This is a genomic window from Mesorhizobium sp. M4A.F.Ca.ET.022.05.2.1 (genome assembly GCF_003998845.1).
Taxonomy (GTDB): Bacteria; Pseudomonadota; Alphaproteobacteria; order Rhizobiales; family Rhizobiaceae; genus Mesorhizobium.
The window spans coordinates 1-2,022 of the sequence record NZ_RZOJ01000647.1; the positions used below are offsets into that span (position 1 = coordinate 1).

General features: G+C 65.2%; 3 protein-coding genes and 1 pseudogene. 2 read left to right on the forward strand and 2 right to left on the reverse strand.

From position 1 onward, the window contains the following. Both EN745_RS37380 and EN745_RS34065 read left to right on the forward strand, forming a co-directional pair. A pseudogene (locus tag EN745_RS37380) lies at window positions 1–85 on the forward strand (YkgJ family cysteine cluster protein); the annotation flags it as partial. 125 nt (window positions 86–210) lie between these two features. Then, window positions 211–822: a LysE family translocator gene (locus tag EN745_RS34065; protein ID WP_127423261.1), complete on the forward strand. Its 612-nt coding sequence runs from the start codon at window positions 211–213 to the stop codon at window positions 820–822. Here the strand turns inward: EN745_RS34065 and EN745_RS34070 are convergent. Together EN745_RS34070 and EN745_RS34075 are read right to left on the reverse strand one after the other, a co-directional pair. Then, the gene (locus tag EN745_RS34070) at window positions 819–1,277 is read right to left on the reverse strand and encodes an AraC family transcriptional regulator (RefSeq protein WP_127423262.1); all 459 of its coding nucleotides are present in this window, start codon (window positions 1,275–1,277) and stop codon (window positions 819–821) included. The genes EN745_RS34065 and EN745_RS34070 overlap by 4 nt on opposite strands. A gap of 356 nt (window positions 1,278–1,633) precedes the next feature. Then, window positions 1,634–2,022, reverse strand: a 389-nt coding sequence (locus EN745_RS34075) for a TCP-1/cpn60 chaperonin family protein (RefSeq protein ID WP_281034804.1), incomplete at its 5' end; no start/stop codon positions are given.

Genomic DNA, 2,022 nt, shown 5'->3' on the forward strand with positions numbered 1-2,022 from the left:
GCACACGGCCTGCGGCATCTACGAACTCCGCCCCGACGTCTGCCGTGCCTGCGTGCCTGGCGGCGACGACTGCCTGATGGCTCGCCAGGCGCATGGGCTGCCGCTTGTTGGTCTCCCCCACAAGGCGGGAGATTGCTCTCCTACCCCGCTTGCCCCGCCTCAATCGGCCCGGTACCTTCCCGCTTGGCAGGGGCCGCGGAGGAACAAGCCTTGAGCATCGAATTCCTGTTGACGACGCTGATCGTCGTCGCCTCGCCGGGCACTGGCGTTCTCTACACGCTGAGCGCCGGCCTCTCGCGCGGCGCGCGCGCCTCGATCATCGCCGCCTTCGGCTGCACGCTGGGCATCATCCCGCATATGGCCGCCGCCATCACCGGCCTCGCCGCCGTGCTGCACACCAGCGCCGTCGCCTTCGAGACGCTGAAATATCTCGGCGTCGCCTATCTGCTTTACATGGCCTGGAACACACTGAAGGAGGGGGGCGGTCTCAGCGTCGACGAGAACCTCGCGCCGCGCTCGGCCGGCAAGGTGATCACGTCCGGCATCCTCATCAACATCCTCAACCCGAAGCTGTCGATCTTCTTCTTTGCCTTCCTGCCGCAATTCGTCAGCACCACCGAGCCGAACGCCTTGTCGATGATGCTGGAGCTCTCCGGCGCCTTCATGCTCGTCACGTTCATCGTCTTTGTCGGCTACGGCATCTTCGCCGCGTCGATCCGCAGCCATGTAGTGTCGCGGCCTAAGGTGCTGACCTGGATGCGCCGCACCTTCGCCGGAGCCTTCGTCATGCTAGGCGCCAAGCTGGCGCTGACGGATCGCTAGTTCGCTGCCACGGCCGGTTCGCCTTCGGGTTCGGAAGCCTCATGGCTTCCGGAACCGGGCGTAGGCCGAACGCCAAGCCGCCAGGCCGAGGGCGGGACGCCGATCGCCTTCTTGAAGGCGCGGCTGAACGCTGCCTCGGATTCGTAGCCGATCTCCGCCGCGATGTTGGCGACGCTGCTGTTGCCGGCGCTGAGCAATTCCGAAGCGATCTGCATCCGCCATTTGGCGAGATAGTGCATCGGCGGCATGCCGACGAGCCTGGTGAAGCGATCGGCGAGCACGGTGCGTGACAGCGCGGCTTCCATCGCCAGCGCCTCCACCGTCCAGTTATGCGCCGGTCGATCATGGATCAGCGCCAGCGCCTTGCCCAGGTGCGGATCGCGCAGGCCGGCCAGCCAGCCCGTGTGCTGCGGCGGCAGCGATTCCACATAGCGGCGCAGAACATCGACGAACATCCGCTCGCTGAGCTTGGTGAGGACGGTCTATGAACTGGCCGAGCCAGCCGCCGTCGCCCTTCGGGTCCCCGGCTTTGATGACTTGCGGCAGCGCTTCGCCGGGCTGGGCCTGAGCGCGGCGGCTTTTCGCGCCAGGCCCTATTCCTTCACATAACCATGGTCTCGACGATGCGGGCGGGTGTCGATTCCGTGGCGAAGGTCACGGAGTGCAAAATCAAGCGAGCCTAACGAAAAAGGGCGGCATTTCTGCCGCCCTTCACTATTCGTTTATGGATTTCTTAGAAGTCCATGCCGCCACTCAAGCCCGCTTGCGGGCTTGAGCAACGTAAGGTGATGGGCGTGCTTTATGGACTTTCTTAGAAGTCCATGCCGCCCATGCCACCCATGCCGCCGCCCGGCATACCGCCAGGCATACCGCCGGCAGCTTCCTTCTTCGGAGCTTCGGCGATCATGGCTTCGGTGGTGACCAGCAGGCCAGCGACCGAGGCCGCGTCCTGCAGGGCGGTGCGCACGACCTTGACCGGGTCGACGATGCCCATGGCGATCATGTCGCCATACTCGCCGGTCTGGGCGTTGTAGCCGAAGGTTGCGCCCTTGTTGTCGAGGATCTTGCCGGCAACGATCGAGGCTTCAGCACCGGCGTTGGCCGCGATCTGGCGGGCCGGAGCCTGCAGCGCGCGACGCACGATGTTGATGCCGGCGGCCTGGTCGGAGTTGGCGCCGGTAGCCTTGAGATTGCCAGAAG